Origin of the sequence: Ensifer sp. 2TAB8 (assembly GCF_052115125.1) — a bacterium.
In the GTDB taxonomy this organism is placed as follows: Bacteria; Pseudomonadota; Alphaproteobacteria; order Rhizobiales; family Rhizobiaceae; genus Ensifer.
Map to the genome: position 1 here is coordinate 273,752 of NZ_JBFRGB010000003.1, position 16,392 is coordinate 290,143.

The 16,392-nt window shown below is 63.3% G+C and carries 12 protein-coding genes; 6 read left to right on the forward strand and 6 right to left on the reverse strand.

Annotation, left to right across the window (positions count from 1 at the left end):
• Nucleotides 1–9: 9 nt before the first annotated feature.
• Nucleotides 10–933 carry an arginase gene (gene rocF, locus AB4Z53_RS09345; protein ID WP_441595616.1) on the reverse strand — a complete coding sequence of 308 codons (924 nt, stop codon included), beginning with the start codon at nt 931–933 and terminating at the stop codon, nt 10–12.
• Between the two features lie 154 nt (nt 934–1,087).
• On the opposite strand from rocF, the gene AB4Z53_RS09350 reads away from it, so the two are divergent.
• Nucleotides 1,088–1,522 (forward strand): Lrp/AsnC family transcriptional regulator, encoded by a 435-nt coding sequence (locus tag AB4Z53_RS09350; RefSeq protein WP_113541016.1) that lies wholly within the window; start codon nt 1,088–1,090, stop codon nt 1,520–1,522.
• A 111-nt stretch (nt 1,523–1,633) separates the two neighbouring features.
• Entirely contained in the window at nt 1,634–2,116 is a 483-nt protein-coding gene (locus AB4Z53_RS09355) for a VOC family protein (protein ID WP_104665588.1), read from the forward strand.
• A 50-nt stretch (nt 2,117–2,166) separates the two neighbouring features.
• Here the strand turns inward: AB4Z53_RS09355 and AB4Z53_RS09360 are convergent, their stop codons facing one another.
• Nucleotides 2,167–2,958 (reverse strand): APH(3') family aminoglycoside O-phosphotransferase, encoded by a 792-nt coding sequence (locus tag AB4Z53_RS09360; protein ID WP_441595617.1) that lies wholly within the window; start codon nt 2,956–2,958, stop codon nt 2,167–2,169.
• Between the two features lie 210 nt (nt 2,959–3,168).
• Here AB4Z53_RS09360 and AB4Z53_RS09365 point away from each other — a divergent pair, with 210 nt between their 5' ends.
• Entirely contained in the window at nt 3,169–3,663 is a 495-nt protein-coding gene (locus AB4Z53_RS09365) for a MerR family transcriptional regulator (RefSeq protein WP_441595618.1), read from the forward strand.
• A gap of 107 nt (nt 3,664–3,770) precedes the next feature.
• Here AB4Z53_RS09365 and AB4Z53_RS09370 read toward each other — a convergent pair whose 3' ends face one another.
• The 4 genes from AB4Z53_RS09370 to AB4Z53_RS09385 all read right to left on the reverse strand — a co-directional run bounded on the left by AB4Z53_RS09370 (nt 3,771) and on the right by AB4Z53_RS09385 (nt 11,968).
• A complete protein-coding gene (locus AB4Z53_RS09370; RefSeq protein ID WP_441595619.1) occupies nt 3,771–7,949 on the reverse strand; it encodes a translocation/assembly module TamB domain-containing protein in 4,179 nt (1,392 codons plus the stop codon).
• 119 nt (nt 7,950–8,068) lie between these two features.
• Nucleotides 8,069–9,982, reverse strand: coding sequence for an autotransporter assembly complex protein TamA (locus AB4Z53_RS09375; RefSeq protein ID WP_441595620.1), 1,914 nt, complete (start codon nt 9,980–9,982; stop codon nt 8,069–8,071).
• Between the two features lie 270 nt (nt 9,983–10,252).
• Nucleotides 10,253–11,482 (reverse strand): MFS transporter, encoded by a 1,230-nt coding sequence (locus AB4Z53_RS09380; protein WP_441595621.1) that lies wholly within the window; start codon nt 11,480–11,482, stop codon nt 10,253–10,255.
• Nucleotides 11,483–11,710: 228 nt separating this feature from the next.
• Nucleotides 11,711–11,968 carry a glycine zipper domain-containing protein gene (locus AB4Z53_RS09385; RefSeq protein ID WP_113541022.1) on the reverse strand — a complete coding sequence of 86 codons (258 nt, stop codon included), beginning with the start codon at nt 11,966–11,968 and terminating at the stop codon, nt 11,711–11,713.
• A 428-nt stretch (nt 11,969–12,396) separates the two neighbouring features.
• On the opposite strand from AB4Z53_RS09385, the gene AB4Z53_RS09390 reads away from it, so the two are divergent.
• The 3 genes from AB4Z53_RS09390 to AB4Z53_RS09400 all read left to right on the forward strand — a co-directional run bounded on the left by AB4Z53_RS09390 (nt 12,397) and on the right by AB4Z53_RS09400 (nt 16,120).
• Nucleotides 12,397–12,885, forward strand: a complete 489-nt coding sequence (locus tag AB4Z53_RS09390; RefSeq protein ID WP_034802397.1) for a (2Fe-2S)-binding protein — start codon at nt 12,397–12,399, stop codon at nt 12,883–12,885.
• 80 nt (nt 12,886–12,965) lie between these two features.
• Nucleotides 12,966–15,311 (forward strand): xanthine dehydrogenase family protein molybdopterin-binding subunit, encoded by a 2,346-nt coding sequence (locus tag AB4Z53_RS09395; RefSeq protein ID WP_441595622.1) that lies wholly within the window; start codon nt 12,966–12,968, stop codon nt 15,309–15,311.
• An 11-nt stretch (nt 15,312–15,322) separates the two neighbouring features.
• On the forward strand, nt 15,323–16,120 hold the full coding sequence (locus AB4Z53_RS09400; RefSeq protein ID WP_441595623.1) for an FAD binding domain-containing protein: 798 nt from the start codon (nt 15,323–15,325) through the stop codon (nt 16,118–16,120).
• The last annotated feature ends 272 nt before the right edge of the window (nt 16,121–16,392 follow it).

The window sequence follows — 16,392 nt, forward strand, 5'->3', positions numbered from 1 at the left end:
GTTCTTATCTCAGGCGCTGCGGGTCGGCCGGTCGAGCACGCGGCGGCCGAAGAGGCTCGCCGTCAGTTCGACCAGGATGCGCGCGCTCTTGCCGCGGTCATCGAGGAAAGGGTTGAGCTCGACGACGTCGAGCGAGGAAACGAGCCCGCTTTCCCAAAGCATTTCCATGATCAGGTGCGCTTCGCGGAAGGTGGCGCCGCCGGGAACGGTGGTGCCGACGCCGGGCGCGAGTTCCGGGTCCATGAAGTCGACGTCAAGGCTGACATGCAGCAGGCCGTTAGCGGCGCGAACCTCTTCGAGGATCTGGCGCATGATGTGGGCCATGCCGAGCTCGTCGACGGCGCGCATGTCAAAGACGCGTACGCCATGCTCGGTGATCTCTTCGCGCTCGCGGTCGTCGACCGAGCGAATACCGACCTGGAAGACGTTCTTCGGGTCGACCAACGGGCGGTCTGCCGGGAGAATCGGTGCGAATTCCGCTTCACCGCAGAAATAGGCGACCGGCATGCCGTGCATGTTGCCGGAGGGGGAGGTCGACGGCGAATTGAAGTCGGCATGGGCGTCAAGCCACAACACGAACATCGGCCGGCCGACTTCGGCGGCATAACGGGCCATGCCGGAGACGCTGCCCATGGAGAGCGCGTGGTCGCCGCCCAGAATGATCGGGAAATGGCCCTTGCGAACCGTGTCGTGCACGGAATCATGAAGCGCACGCGCAAAGGCGGCGACGATCTGCAGGTTGTTGGCGCCGGGGTGGTTGGCGAGGTCACGGGCCGGCAGCGGCTTGACGTCGCCTTCGTCAAGAACCGTGTGGCCGAGGTCGCGCAGCACCGTGTCGATGCCGGCGATGCGCAGTGCCGCTGGCCCCATGGCCGCGCCGCGTCGTCCAGAACCTTCCTCGATGGGTGCGCCGATCAGCGTGATGGTCGTCATATCCGCCCGATTCCTTCTCAAGATATTTCCGTGTGTTCCCGGTTGGGATCGCGCGGATTATGGCCAAAATGCATGTCGGCAAAAAGATGGAAAACTGCCGATTAGTGAGGTAAAATCGACAGATTGATTAGTACCATATTGCAAAGTGTCAGGTATGGATGATCTCGATCAGGCGCTCATCAGCGCGCTCCGCCAGAATGCGCGCATTCCCGTTTCCACGCTATCGGAAATGACGGGCGTATCGCGGGCGACCGTCGCTGCCCGCATCGACAGGCTCGTCGCCAACGGCACGATTGCCGCTTTCACCATCCGCACCGGTGCCGAAATTCCCACCTCCGGCGTCCGTGCCGTCGTCATGATCGAGGTGCATGGCAAGATGGCCGATCGCGTTGCCGAGCAATTGCGGGGGCTGCCGCAGGTGCGGGCGCTGCACAGCACCAATGGCCGCTGGGACTTCATTGCCGAATTGCAGGACCGGGATCTCGTCTCCTTCGACGAGACGCTGCGGCGCATCCGCCTGATCGATGGGATCACCGTCACGGAGACGAATATCCTGTTGAAAACCAGCAAGATGACCGGCGCATCCTGAGTGTTTCTGGTGCTTCAAACCGACGGTAGAAACGCTGTTTCGAGTCGAATTGTTCTTGATTTGTTCTATTGTTCCGCTATGATGTGCGCCTCACCCAAGATGGAGGATGTCATGGTTGCCAATGGCGGCAGGCTTGCCGATCGGCAGATCTGTGTGAAGCTGTTTGTCAGGCATGGCGACGAGGATCGCGCCATCGCCTTTTACCGCGAGGCGCTCGGCGCCGAACTTTTGCAGCGGCACGAATGGCCGAGCGGGATTCTGACGAGTGCGGACTTGAGGATTGGGGAATCGGTCTTTCGGATCGCCGGGGCCAACCCGCGCCGCGATGCGGAGCCCAAGCTCGGCGGACCGCGCTCGCCGCATGCCCTCGGCACGACGGCGGTCATCCTGGAATTGCACGTGCGCGATGTCGATCGCGTCATCGGCCGGGCGATCGGTGCCGGAGCGAGCCTGCGGAATGCGGCCGAAACCTTGTCGACCGGCGATCGCGTCGGCGCCTTCATCGATCCCTTCGGCCATATCTGGGCGCTGTTCAACGCGATCGAGGATGCCGACATCGTCGATCTGAGCATCGAGGCCCGCAACGCCGCCTGAGGGCGTTTGCGGGCCTTTCGCTGAATGGACGTGTGCTCGTCGAGTGGTGATCAGAAGAACTCGTCGAGCAGGCAGTAGAAGTCGCGCTTCTCCGCATCGTCCTTGTCGATGCCGTAGCGCGCCAGAAACGGCTGGATCCATTCCTCGCCGAGATTGTAGGCGATGCTGCGGCAGGCGAGTGAAATATCCTGGTAGGGATCGGCGACGCCGAGCCGGCTACAATCGATGAAACCGGAAAATCGGCCATTCTTCTCGATAATGTTCGGCAGGCAGGCGTCCCCGTGGGTGACGACGAGCTTGCCAATCTTGGGCATTCGGGCCTGAAGTTCGGCAAAGAGATCCGCCGCCGTGCGGCCGAGCCGCGCTTCGTCGAAATCGCTTTCATCGATCACGCCGGCCTGGATGCGTGCTTTCGCGAGGGCGATGCGCTTTTCGATCCGGTGATCGAAGGGGCAGTCCGCGATATCCAACCCATGCAAGTGTTTCAGGCCGTCCGCGAGGATGACGATCTGGTCCTTTGGCGACAGCGTCGTGGACGCAAGGTCCGTGCCTTCGACGGCCTGCAGCAGCAGCCAGTTCGTTTCTTCATCGAAGGTGCGGGCAATCACTCGTGGACAGGGCACGCCTCTAGACGTCAGCCAATCAAGCCGCTCTGTCTCGTCGACGAGTTCGCTGAACGGGCCGGCAGCCTCGACCTTCAGCACCAGCATCGGGCGGTCCGGCGCCTTCAAGAGAAAGATGCTCGAGGCCGACTGGCCGAGCAGGTCGCGGTTCCAGTGGTAGCCGGCGACAAGCGGAAGGAATTGTTTGGGCAATTCGGGATGCGGAAAGTGAGAGGACAAGGAAACCACCTGAAAAGGACTGAAACAAATAGTGGCACGCGGGCGGCCAGATGCCGATGTAGGTTAGGCAATTCCACGCAGCGGCACACAAGTTTCGCCTCGTCCTCCGCGCCGCGCCGTCCTTCTTGGTCAAATCTCCGCCAAAACTTCGCAAATACCGCTTGAGCCGGACCCAAGGTCATATCTTACAAGACGTTTCAAGGAGGCCTCATGGGCGCGAACCAGAATGAACTCTTGTCGGCCGCCGAATGCGCCGGACGCCTCGGTCTCACGATCCGGGCCCTTCGCGTTTATGAGGACCGAGGCCTGATTGCGCCCCGGCGGACGGAGAAGAACTGGCGGCTCTACGGTGCCGCCGATATTGAACGGCTCACCGAGATCCTGGCATTGAAGCGGCTCGGTCTCAGTCTCACCCGGATTACCGAATTGCTCGCGGGCACCGCGCCCGATCTCGGGCAAACGCTTGCCGTCCAGCAATCGGCGCTCTTGGATCTGCGCGACCGTGTCGAACACGGCCTGTCGCTGATCGGTGCTGCTCTTGCGAAGATTGCCGAGGGCGACGCCGTCTCGATCAACGAACTCATTGCACTCGCCAAGGAGACAGGGATGACCGATCTGTCGCCCGATGCCGCCGCATTGCGCCGCTACGAGCAGGCACGCCGCGAGGTTCCCTTCGATCCCGAGAATGGCTACGCCTCATCGTAGAGAATTTGTCGCCAGGACGACAAAGCCCGCGGATCGCAATCGATCCGCGGGCTTTGTTCAATCCGTTGCATGGGGCGGAGGAGGTGCCTTTCCGGGTCGACCGTCGCTCAATATTCCTTTTCGAAGAAGATGCCGCCCGCCGCCGAACCGTCGCCGGCGGCCGAGCCCTTGAGCTTCACGCCCTTGCCGACATCGAGATTGATGACCGCCTTGCTGGAGGACGAATCGGACCCCTGCTGCAATTCGATATAGGTCCGGTCGTTGAGATACTTGCCGGCGCGTACTGAGGCGCCGCCGTTCTCGTCGGTGGTGACGTCGAGGTCGTCGACGCCGAGCTTGTTGCGCAGGCCGTCGAGCAGCGACGTCGAGCCGCCGCCGGCAAGCTGGCTGACGGCAGATGCGAGCTGGGCGATCTGAAACGCAGAGAGGTTCGACAGCGACCGGTTGAAGATGAGCTGCGCCAGGATCTCGTCCTGCGGCAGTGCGGGCGAGGACGAGAAGGTAATCTGCGGATTGTTGGCGAGGCCCACGACCGAGACGGTAATGGTCGTCGCGCCGACGCTGGAGGTCGCCTTGAGGTCGAGCGTCGGGATCAGGTCGCCGCCGAAGCCGATGTTGCCGTCGGTAAAGGTGAGGCGCTTGCCGAGGATTTCGAGGCGCCCGCGCCGCATCTCGAAGCCGCCGGAAACGGACGGCTGCACGGCCGTACCTCGGATCGTCAGGTCGCCGCCGAGTTCTGCGTCGATGCCGCGGCCGCGCACGAAGACCTGCTGAGCGTTGACGGCAAGGTCGAAGGCAATGACGCCACTGGCATTGGCGCCGGCAGCCGGCACGTCTTCCTTGCGCAGGTCCTTGACCATCTTCTGCACCTTGGGCGGCGCATTCTTGTGCTTGATGTCGATCGCCGAGAGCGAGGTCGGCAACTTCTCGGGAATGGTGATCGAGGCCTTGCGGATCGTGACCTTGCCGCCGAGCGTCGGGGTCGCAACCAATGGGCCGGTCAGCGTCATCTCGCCGGCGAGATTGGCGTTGAACAGCGTGCCGTCGACGTAAGTTGCATTGTTCAGGCGGATCGTCAGATTGGCCGGGAAGCCGGAGCCGGGGACCGTGCCGACGGTGCCGGTCGCCTCGATCGAACCGCCCGTCGCGAGATTGGCCGAGAGCTTCGAGATCGTCGCCTGCTTGCCGTCGAGTGCGACATTGGCCGTGAGGTCGTTGAGTGCCAGGTTACGGCGCACGTCGACGAGCCGGCCGCCTGAGGTGGTAAGGGTGCCGGCGATCTGAGGCGCCTTGGCGGAGCCGGATATGGTCAGGTCGATGCCCGCCTGGCCTGTCAGCGTGAAGCCTTTTTCCGCCATCAGGTTGGCGATGAGGGCAAAGGGCAGGTTGCCGTTGAATTTCATTGCGATCGGCATGTTGCCGCCGATATCGACATTGCCGCCGCCCTTGAAAGAAAGGCCACCGGCGCCTGACAAGGTCGTGTCGAGCGTCACCTTGTTGTTGGCAAACTTGCCGTCGGCCGCGATATCGAAGGCGCTGACCCCGGCAGTGCGGGCTGCGGCGAGCGAGGCACCAGACCATCGGAGGTCGTAGGCGACGATCGGCGCCGACGCTGCGCCACTCACGTTGACCGTGCCGGCGATCGTGCCCTCGGCGCCGAGATCAGGCGCAAAGGCATTGACCAGCGCTGCGGGCAGGGCATTGAGCTTTGCGGCGATGTCGAGCTTTTCGCCGGCGCTGCCGTTGACGGTGATGGTGCCGTTCGAGGCCTGGATCGTCAGCGCATTGAGGCGGACGGTGCCGTTTTCGATGGCGATCACCGTCGGCTGCGCGAGCTTGAGCGCGACGCCCTTCGGCGTCGCGCCGAAGGATGCGAGCCGGATTTCCGTGCGCCCCTTCGCGCTCGTAAGATCGCCCTTGGCGGTGAGCGGTCCGCCATCATATTTGCCGTCGATCGAAAACCCGGTGCGTCCCGCCTGCTGCTGGAAGTCGACGGCGAGCCCGGCGACACGGTTGGCCCCCTGCGCAACCGTCTCAGCGCGCACGCTGCCCTTGATGGCAAGGGCCGCGACATCGGAGATCGTGATATCGGCGGTCGGCTTGGCAATCGTCAATTCATCGCGCTTGATGCCGCTGCCGCCGGCCTTGACGACGACGGAGGTGATGCCGTTGGCGGTCTTGATTGCGGCCGAGCCGTTGAGATCACCCGAAGCCTTCTGCCCGGCCATGGCGGCGAGCAGGCCGAGATCGGGCAGGTTGAAATCGATCGTGCCGTCCGGCTTGAAATCGGGGGTGAAGCTGATCGTCCCGGTCAGCTTGTTCTCCCCGATCCTGGCTTCGAGCACAGGGATCGCGGTGCGGCCGTCCTTGGAAACGACGTCCGCCTTCACGTCGATCACCTGGCCGTCGAGCGCACCGGTTGCAGTCAGGCTCGCTTGCGGGCTTGATGGGTTGGCTTTGGCATCAGCATTGATCGTAAGGTCGCTGAGCGTACGTCCGGCAAGCGTCGCGCCGCTCGAGGTCAGTTCGGCCTTGATGCCGAGTTCGGCAAGCGGGCCGGTCACCGCTGCCGTGAACTCAGCTTCGCCCTTGGCATCCGCCAGCAGCCTGCCCAGATTGGGCAGCTTTCCTTTGAGATCGGTGGTGAGCTGGCCCTGAGCCAGGGCGACAGTGCCGGCAGCCTCGATCGTGCTCGATTTGAGTTCGAGCCCCTCGACGGTCACGCTGCCGTCGTTTGCCGTCTTCACCTCGCCGGCGAGCGCAATGGTGCCATCGAACTTCGCTGCTGCGGCCGGCGGCAGAGCCCCCGGCACGGCAAAGAGCTTGAACGCGGCGGCAACCGTGTTCTCTTCGCGTGAGAAAGTGGCATTGATCGAACCGCCGATGCCCGGGCTTTCGATCGTCACCGGATCGAAGCTGATGCTTTCCTTGGTCACCGCGAGACTGGCATCCACCTTCATCGGCGCCTGCACCAGGCGGGCGAGATTGGCGTCGTCGAAGCCGGCTTCGCCCACTTCGAGCACGGTTTTCACCGGACCGGACTGGGCCTGGAGATTGAAGCCGTCGCTGCGCGCCGAAAGCTTGACCGAACCGAGTGCGACGTCCGGAAGCGCGACCGAGGCGACGTCGGCGGCGAGATCGAGGATTGCGGCCTGCGCGTCGCCGATCAGCGACAGGTTGACGGCGTTGATCTTCGCCAGCGCCTCGCCCTTCTGCAGCGGCCAGCGGAAGTCGATCGCGCCGTTGGTGCCGGCAAGCCGGGCCTGGAGATTGTTGTCGCCCTTGCTGTCGAAAGTACCAAAGGCGCCAAAGGTAAGCGCACCGGTCGCGATCTGCCCCTTGTCGACGCGCACCATGCCCTGGCCGTTGAACGCGGCTGCGACGTCGATGCTGGTCTCGCCCTCGAACATCGGCCGCAATGCCGGCGGCATCAGCGAGCCGAAGCCGCCACCGCCCGTCACGGTCAGCCGGTGCATGCCGTCCGGCGTCTGGACGTGGCGGCCGTCGAGCTTGAGTATCTCGCTGCCGTCGAGTGCTGCCGTTGCGGTGCCGGCCCAATCGGAAAGCGGTCCCTGGCCGGTCAACTTGATGTTGACTGCGGGCTCGTTGGGCAGGCGAAGGAGCTTTGCCAGGACGCCGTTGTTGGGCTCGTCCACGGTCGCTTCGAGCTTCAGCTCGTTGCCCGCGGGATTAAAGACGATATCGGCGACGGCGCGCGCTTCCGGCCGGTCGCGCTGGGCCGCGGTCAGGCTGAGGGCGATGCTCTCGTTGGTCGCATTGATCTTGCCGCTGGCGGTCAGGAACTGGTCTTCGCCGGCGATTGCCTTGCCAATGACGATCTCCTTCAGATCGATCGAGTCGATCTTGACGTCGACTGGAAGCGCGAAGGTCGAGCGCACCTCCTTGGTCTCGGTCGAGGGGATCGGTAGCCGTTCGACACGCACCGAGCCGGCGGAGATAGCCGCGGCGTCGAAGCGGAAGGAAAGGAGGGCTGCCGGCGACCAGTTGAGCTTGAGGTCGCGGACCTCTGCATAGACACCCTGGCCGTCGAAGAGCGTGATGCTTCCCGCTGCAAACTCACCGGTCAGGAGCGCGCTCGGGTCGGCGATCCGCACGATCTGGTCAGGTGTTGCCGCATATTTTTCGATTGCCCAGGCGACGAGGCGGGCGCCAGGAGTCGTGAAGCCCACGAAGGCGACGAGAAGGAGGGCAACGACCGCAATCACGCCAAGCACTCGAAGGCCATAGCGCAGCGTCGCGCGAAGGAAGCGGACGACCTGATTCATGCTCTATCCATAGCGCAAGTTGCGCTGCAGCGGAATCGCCACAGGGCGAAACTATCAATGGATGAGGGCGATTTGCCGAACCTTGAAGGGGAATCGGTCCGATTCACCAAAATCAGGAATCAGAAGGATTGGCCGATACCGGCGTAAATTCCGTACTTGGTGCCGCCGGGGTACTTGTTGAGAGGGACGGCGAAATCGAGACGGATGGGGCCGAAGGGTGTCGCATAGCGCAGGCCGATGCCGGCGCCCGCGCGAATGTCGGAGAAGTCGGGCGTCGTGTTCGCCGAGACCGTGCCGGCATCGATAAACGGCACCACGCCGATGGTGTCGGTGACCGCGATGCGGGCTTCGAGCGAGGTGTTGACATAGGAACGCCCCCCGGTCTCCCTGTTTTCGGAATTGCGCGGGCCGATCTCCTGGTAGGAATAGCCGCGCACCGAGCCGCCGCCGCCGAGATAGAATCGGCGGTTTGCCGGGATATCCTCAAGCCCACTGCCGCCGACGAGCATGCCGGCGCCGATCTTGCCGGCGAGAACGAAACGCTTCTCGTCGCCGAGCGCATGGTAGCCCGATGCCGACGCTTCGAAGGACGAGAAGAAGGTCTGGCCCTTGATCTCGTAACTCGGCTTGGCGTTGATCATCGCCCGGTAGCCTTCGGTCGCGTTCAGCTTGTCGTTGCGGGTATCGCGCACATATTCGAGCGGAATGGCGGCCGTCAGGTAGGAGTTCGAGCCGAAGGCGTCGTCGATATTGGCCCAGCTCAGCTCGCCGCCACCGGAGACGGTGTCGGTATCCGAGAGCTCGAAGGTTGCACCGGCGGCCCCCGTGAGGATCTTGGCGCGGTAGGCATCCGGGTCCTGGATGTTGGCCTTGAGGCTGGCGGTAAAGGTCGAGGCGGGGCCGAAGGCGCCGGGCTTGGCGAAGAGGATGCCGACCGAATAGTCGAGCTTGTCCAGCTCCTTCGTCTCGCCGATGCGGTCGACCGAGCCTTCGATGCGCAGCGATTCCGCCCGCCCGAAGAGGTTGCGGTGTCCCCAGTAGCCTGAAAGACCGAGGCCGTCGGTGGTCGAAACCTGGGCGCCGAAACCGAAATATTTGTGTTTGCCTTCGGAGACCTCGATCTTCATCGGGAGCGATCCATCCGGCGACAGCGTGTTGGCTTCCTTGATCGTGACGCTCGAGAACACGCCGAGCTGGCGCAGGCGCTCGGATGCCTTGCGGATATCCTCGGGCGAATAGGGCCGGCCTTCGTTGAGGCGTGAATAGTCGCGCACGAAAGCGGGGTCGACGGTCTTGGTGCCTGACACGCTGACATCGCCGACGGGTGCTACCGGCCCGCCGCTTGCACCGATGACGACGTCGACGGTGGAATTGGCGTGGTTGGCGACGGCGCTGCGTTCGGTGAGCTTGGCCATCGGCCGGCCCTGCTCGCGCAGGTCGTTCACGACCTTTTCGCCGGCCTTGATGATCAGGGTCGAGTCTGCGCGTCCGCCGGCCGGCAGGCCATAGTCAGCAGGGTTGAACCCTGCGGCATCGCCCTCGAACTTGACGGATCCGACCGTGAATGCCGGACCGGGCGTGACGGTGACGGTCACCGGGATCGCCTTCCCGTTGGGGAAGGACGGATCCGGCGGCAGGCTGTCGATGTCCTGGCCGTTGACGCGGATCGCCACGGTGCCGCCGTAGCGGGCCTTTTCGTAGAGCGCAGCGAGCAGCCGGTCGCGATCGTCGCGCGCGCGGATGGCAAGACCGAGATCGCCGGAGACGGGCTTTTCCTGCCCCTGGACAAGCTGAGAGCTGTTTTCGAGCGCTTCCTTCAGTTCGTCGTCTTCAGTGCCGGCGTCGAAGGTGAGCGTATAGTTGACCGGGTCGATGACCGGCGCTTCCTCTTCGTCGCTCTCGAAGAACTTCATGCCAAAGAGCTTGAAGGCATGGGCGCTTTTGACGGAAATCGGGCCGAGCGCAAACGAGAAGGCGACTGCAAGCGCAGTTGCGGCCTTCCAGTACGCAATACTCGACCGTGGTGGGGACATTCGCTTCCGCATCCCGTCTTCAGGCGACCCAATACAAACTGCCTTCATATGCGGCGGGGGTCACTATTGCATGCCTAAGGTTTTCCATCTGTTAACGATGACGGCCGGCTGCATCCACCCCCGATGCCGATTTTCGGTGCCGATTTCACGGAAAAAGCTTCGAAATGTTGTCTGCGCAGCACAACCATAGGCTCTGGACAGATGGCGGCCAGCCAAGCGCGCCGGCATCTTGCCGGGCGGTTGGCTGGCTTTGTCTGCGGCTGGTCGGGCTTAGGCGGCTTCCGGCAGCGCCCGCAACTGCGGCACGCGGGAGGCGATGATGACGAGAAACTGGATCAAAAAACCTGCGGCAGCAACGGCCAGACATGCCTCGACGCCGAAGCGCGTGGCGACGACCGCCCCAAGCGCTGCGCCGATCGGCCGAGCGCCGAAGGTGGCCGTGGTGATGAAGGCGGATACACGCCCGAGCATCGCATTCGGCGTGACAGCCTGGCGCAATGTGAGGGTCGCTATCGACCAGAGAACCGGGCCGGCGCCGAACAAAAAGAAGCTCAACCCGGCAAGCGCGCCGGAGGGTACCCAGATCGTCGAGAGCATCACGGCGGCCGCTGCCAACCCGCCGAGCGGACCAAGCGCAATCATCACCCCGAACGGGATGCGGCGCGCAATGGCAGGTGCGGCGAAGGCACCGATCATCATCCCGGCGCCATAGATGCCAAGCGTGATGCCGACGCCGGCCGCCGTCAGGCCGAGGGTGTGAATGGCATAGGCAACATAGACCGCCTGCAGCACGAACCATGCCGTATTGAAGACGATCGCCGTGACGAGAATGGGCCTGAGCAGTGTGTGGCCGGCAAGGAAGCGTGCGCCTTCGACCAGATCCTGAAGAAGCTTGCGCTTGGGGCTGCTCGGCTGGTGGTGATCACCGAGGCCAGCAAGCAGGACGACGGAGAGAAGAGAAAGCGAGGTGGCGGCGACATAGGCGAGCGACGCGCCGGTCCAAGCGACGATTGCGCCGCCGATTGCCGGCCCGCCGGAATACGCAAGGCTGCGGGCGAGCTCCAGCCAGCGATTGGCATCGGCCAGTTGGTTGCGGGGAACGATCGCCGGGATGAGAGCGGGGGCCGCGACATTGTAGCAGACGGTACCGATGGCGCCGACGAAACCCATCACGGCCAGAAGCGGCAGGGTCAACAGGCCGCTGAGCATCAGCAGCAGCGTGGCGACCAGCGACAGCGCGCGCAGCATTTCCGAGGTGACCATCAGCTGGCGTCGGGAGGCGCGATCAGCGACCAGGCCGGCCGGGATGGAGAGCAGGAGGAACGGAAGCGTCTGCGCCATCTGCAGCCATCCGGTCTCGGCCGGGCCGGCGGCAAGCAGAAGCACGGCCGCAAGTGGGGCGGCCGCCAGCGCCATCTGCTCCGAGAACTGCGCGAACAGGTTGGACCAGCCGATCCGCTTGAAGGCTGACGGCAATGGAGTGCTTGGTATTTTCGACATGGAATGACCTCGATGGTGACATCTCGAGGTCAGCAGACCGATTTGCGTGGACGATAACCACCCGGTTTGCGCACGCCGGATCATTTCTTGGGCCATGCCAAGATTTACCGGGCCGAGATTTACCGGGCGCCCGGAACGAAAAACCCCCTCAGGCTATCCGCCATGAGGGGGTGGACGGATCCTCCGGCGGGCTTGCGCCACGCCGAAGGAAGATCGCCTTTGCTCGCCTTAGCGCGGGCAGGAGTCGATGTAGCGGCGGCCGTAGCGGTCGCGGTAGTAGCACTGGCCCGGCTGTTCCGTGACATGGCCGATGACCGCGCCGGAAACGCCGCCGATGGCCGCACCGACCGCTGCGCCACGGACGTCGCCGGTGACCGCGCCGCCGATGATCGCGCCGGAAACGGCACCGATGCCGGCGCCCTTTTCCGTCTGGGTGCAGCTTGCGACCGACAGGGCGACCAGCACAAGTGCGATGGCTTTCTTCATGTTGTCCTCTCCGATCTCTACGGATCTCAGCCTGTTGCTGTGTCCGTACTTGGATGATGGCGGAGCCGGGATCATCCCGCTCCACCTGAACTTGCAGTTCGGAAAATACGCGGTCCCCATTGAAAGTCTACGGGGCCTGCGGCTTCTTCCGACGCGCAAGATAATGATATCGTTCCTGAACGGGACATGAAGGCGCAGTTCCCGCAGATACAACCGGTGTAGAAAAATTTTGTCGTCCGATGAGCCGTAGCGGTTGCGGCATTCCAAAAAAAGACAAATGATACAAACAAGCCTGCGAATTCCAGGAGGAGTGGATCCGTAGGCGAAGGGCATCGATATCAGTTGGCGCGTATCCTGGTCGCGTGAACCATCTCACCCGACTTTTTGGCCGCGCTCGTGTTGGCATTGACCGACCCCGGAGGAGCGAAATGGCGAAAGTGACAATGACGGTCAACGGCCGTCAGGTGAGCGGGCATTGCGATGACCGCACACTGCTGGTGCAATTCATACGTGAAAATCTTGGACTGACGGGCACCCATGTGGGCTGCGATACCTCGCAGTGCGGCGCCTGCGTCATCCATATGGACGGAAAATCGGTCAAAAGCTGTTCCATCCTCGCCGCGCAGGCGGCAGGGTCCACGATCACCACCATCGAAGGGTTGGCGGCGGACGGCGAGCTGCATCCGGTGCAGGCAGCGTTCAAGGCCAATCACGGCCTGCAATGCGGCTTCTGCACGCCCGGCATGGTGATGACCGCCGTCGACATGATCCGCCGGCATCAGGGCCAATTGGACGAGGCGACGGTGCGCGCCGAGCTCGAAGGCAACATCTGTCGCTGCACCGGCTACCACAATATCGTCAAGGCAATCCTTGCCGCTGCCGCCGAGATGAGCGGCGCCCGGGTGGCCGCGGAGTAGCGGCCCGATGAGGGCGGACAAGGCGTCGCCCTGCATGTCATCGAAGGACTGTCGCTGGAAATCTCGGGAGGAGATCGGCAATGGGAGTTGAAGGCATTGGCGCGCGCGTGGCGCGCAAGGAGGACAAGCGGTTCCTGACCGGCAAGGGCCGCTATACGGACGACATGTCCGTGCCGGGCATGAAATATGCAGTCTTCGTACGCAGCCCGCATGCGCATGCGAAGATCCTGAAGGTGGATGCGTCTGCGGCCAAGGGCATGCCCGGCGTGATCGACGTGCTCGACGGCAAGCAGATCCTCGCCGATGGCATCGGCAACCTGATCTGCGGCTGGATGATCCATTCCAAGGATGGCTCGCCGATGAAGATGGGCGCCTGGCGCCCGCTCGCGCATGAAACTGTTCGTTATGTCGGCGATGCCGTTGCAATCGTCGTTGCCGATAGTGTTGCCGAGGCGCGTGACGCGGCCGAGGCCGTCGTCGTCGATTACCAGGAGCTTCCCGTGGTGACCGATGCGTCCAGGGCGCTGGAGGCAGGGCAGCCGCAGCTTCACCCGGAGGCACCGAACAATCTGATCTTCGACTGGCAGATCGGTGACGAAACGGATACCGACAAGGCGATCGCCGCTGCGGCGCACGTCACCGAGATCACGATCCACAACAACCGGCTCTCGCCCAACCCGATGGAGCCGCGCGCGGCGCTCGGCATCTATGACGCCGGCGACGACCACTACACCTGCTACACGACCAGCCAGAACCCGCATGTGGCGCGGCTGGTGATGAGCGCTTTCTACAATGTCGCTCCGGAGAACAAGCTTCGGGTCATCGCACCCGATGTCGGTGGCGGCTTCGGGTCGAAGATCTACATTTATCCGGAAGAGATCGTCTGTCTGTGGGCCTCGAAGCGCACCGGCGTGCCGGTCAAATGGACGTCGGATCGCACCGAGGCATTCCTGACCGATGCGCATGGCCGCGACCACGTGTCGAAGGTGAAGATGGCGTTCGATGCGAACAATCGGATCATCGGGCTCAAGGTCGATACGGTCGCCAATCTCGGCGCCTATATGTCGCTCTTCTCCTCGGCGGTGCCGACCTATCTCTATGCGACGCTGCTCTCCGGCCAGTACGACATCCCGGCGATTCATGCGAACGTTCGCACCGTCTACACCAACACGGCGCCGGTCGATGCCTATCGCGGTGCCGGGCGGCCGGAAGCGACATACCTGCTCGAACGCACGATGGAGACGGCGGCGCGCGAACTCGGCGTCTCGCCTGCGGAATTGCGTCGGGTCAATTTCATCCGCTCCTTCCCGCACCAGACGCCTGTCATCATGAACTATGACGCCGGCGACTACGACGCCTCGCTCGAAGCGGCGATGAAGGCGGCCGACTGGAACGGCTTTGCCACGCGCAAGGCGGAAGCCGCCGGCCGCGGCATGAAGCGCGGCATCGGCATGAGCTGCTACATCGAGGCCTGCGGCATTGCGCCGTCGGCAGCGGTGGGTTCGCTCGGCGCCGGCGTCGGGCTTTGGGAATCGGCCGAAGTGCGGGTCAATGCAGTCGGCACGATCGAGGTCTTGACCGGATCGCACAGCCACGGCCAGGGCCACGAGACGACCTTTGCCCAGCTCGTCGCAGATCGCTTTGGTGTGCCGCTCGACAGCGTCAACATCGTGCATGGTGATACCGACAAGGTGCAGATGGGCATGGGCACCTATGGTTCCCGTTCCGGCGCCGTCGGCATGTCGGCCGTCGTCAAGGCGCTCGACAAGGTCGAGGCCAAGGCGAAGAAGATTGCTGCGCATCTGATGGAAGCGGATGAGAGCGACATCGTCATCGAAAACGGAGAACTGAAAGTCGCCGGTACCGACAAGGCGGTGCCCTGGTTCCAGATGGCGCTTGCCGCCTATACCGCCCATAATCTGCCGGCAGGCATGGAGCCGGGGCTGAAGGAGGGCGCCTTCTACGACCCGGCCAACTTCACCTTCCCGGCCGGTTGCTACATCTGCGAGGTGGAGGTCGATCCGGAAACGGGCCGGACCAAGATCATCCAGTTCGTCGCCGCCGACGACTTCGGCAACATCATCAACCCGATGATCGTCGAGGGACAGGTGCATGGCGGGCTGGCGCAGGGCATTGGCCAGGCGTTGCTCGAAGGCGTGCACTATGATGCCTCGGGTCAGCTTCTGACGGCAAGCTACATGGACTACGCCATGCCGCGCGCAGACGATCTGCCGTCGTTCCAGGTCTCGACCTCGAACACGCCCTGCCCGAACAATCCGCTGGGGATCAAGGGCTGCGGCGAGGCCGGCGCCATCGGCTCGCCACCGGCGCTCATCAACGCCATCACCGATGCCATCGGCAACAACGCGCTCACCATGCCGGCAACACCGCACAAGGTGTGGGCGGCGGTCAACGCGGCCAACTGAGGAGGACACTCATGTACGAGACCCAATATCACCGGGCGTCCTCGGTTCAGGATGCCGTCAGCCGAATGGAAGCGGCCGGCGAAGGCAAATATGTCTCCGGCGGCATGACGCTGATCCCGACGATGAAGCAGCGGCTGGCCGCACCTAGCGACCTGATCGACCTTCGCCATATCGCCGAGATGCAGGGCATCACGGTCTCGGGCCGATCGGTACGGATCGGCGCGGCCACCACCCATTATGACGTGGCCTCGTCGGCGGCGCTCAGAGCCGTTTGTCCGGCGATCTGCAACCTTGCCAGCCATATCGGCGACCCACACGTACGGCACATGGGTACGATCGGCGGCTCCATCGCCAACAACGACCCGGCGGCCGACTATCCGGCAGCGATGCTGGCGCTTGGGGCAACGATCGTGACCAACAGGCGCGAGATCGCGGCGGACGATTTTTTCGCCGGCCTCTTCGAAACGGCGCTGGAAGACAGTGAGATCGTCATCGCGATCAGCTTCGACGCGCCGGCGAAGGCCGCCTACCAGAAATTCGCCAATCCGGCATCGCGCTATGCGATGACCGGCGTCTTCGTAGCGAGGCGGGATAGTGGCGAGGTTCGTGTGGCTGTGACCGGTGCCGGTGCAAACGGTGTCTTTCGCCAGTCGGACATGGAAGCGGCACTTTCGGCCAACTGGTCGCCGGATGCGCTCGCCAATATCAGCGTCGATGCTTCGGACCTGCTCTCCGACATTCACGCCGATGCGGCCTATCGCGCCAACCTGGTGAAGGTCATGGCCAAGCGCGCCGTGGCGGCGGCTTGAACGGCGTCGACATCGCCAATGCGAACAGCAAAAAAGGACGGTTTCGGCCGTCCTTTTTTCATCCTTGCTTGACTTCGATCAAGCTTGCAGGAATGAACATGCGCTAAGGCTTTCTTTGGAATGTTTCAAAACTAGGGCTGTCTGGTTTGAAATGGTTTCCGTGAAAGCAGCGAAGATGCTTCGGCCCGAAAATGCTAGATCATCCGTGATGCATTCATTGGACGCGCAGCGCTTCAGGGGCCTTTTGCCGCAGTTGGCAGATGCCGAGCATT